At 69.6% G+C, this 822-nt stretch carries 1 protein-coding gene; it reads right to left on the bottom strand.

Translation table 11 applies throughout. The features are described 5' to 3' along the window. Positions 1 to 258: 258 nt before the first annotated feature. The coding region (locus F6Q13_RS18235) for a class I tRNA ligase family protein (RefSeq protein WP_293059543.1) at positions 259 to 822 on the bottom strand (564 nt) is incomplete at its 5' end.

Below are 822 nucleotides of genomic sequence, written 5' to 3'. Positions count from 1 at the left end.
ACGGCGGCCCCGGCGGCCACGGCGGCACCGCCGGCATCGGCGCTCCCGGCGGAACCGGCGGCAGCGGCGTCAGCACCGGCGCCACCGGAGCCACCGGCGCGTCCGGCCACCCGGGCACCAGCGGCAGCGCCGGCCCCGGCCCGCAAGGCTGACCCGCATCGACACCACCGACTGCACATCCTGCCGACTTGCCGCGAAAGTGCAACAGCCCGTGCACTCGGGAAACGCGTCGCGCAATGCACTTTCGCGGGACCGAGATCAATCCGCCCGGTAGCGGGGGAACACCGCAGTGGGCGTCGGCAGCCGGGTGCCGGGCGCCAGCCGCGCACCAATCGCTGCGAACGTGCGGTGATCGTGCGGCTGGCCGAGCAGGTCGAGCAGGTTACCCGCCGACTTCGGCATTACCGGTGTAATCAGCAGGGCCGCGATCCGCACCACCTCACACGTCACATAGAGCACAGTGCGCAGGCGGGACCGGTCAGCGGCGGACTCGCTTTTGGCCAGCACCCACGGCTGCTGTGCGGAGAAGTACTTGTTCGCCGCGCCCAGCATGAGCCAGATGGCCTCCAGGGCCAAGTGCATCGCCTGCCCGTCGAAATCGGCGCGCACCCGGTCCAGCAGGCCGTCGGCCGACGCCAGCAGTTCGCTATCTTCGGCGCTGAATTCACCGGGCTCCGGGACGATTCCGTCGAGATTTTTGGCCACCATCGACAGCGATCGCTGAGCCAGGTTACCCAGTTCGTTGGCCAGGTCGGTGTTGATCCGGGTGATGATCGCCTCGTCGCTGTAGCTGCCGTCCTGGCCGAACGGGACCTCGCGCAG

It is taken from the genome of Mycobacterium sp. (genome assembly GCF_008709575.1).
GTDB lineage: Bacteria > Actinomycetota > Actinomycetes > Mycobacteriales > Mycobacteriaceae > Mycobacterium.
This window is presented reverse-complemented; position numbering and strand designations above follow the sequence as displayed.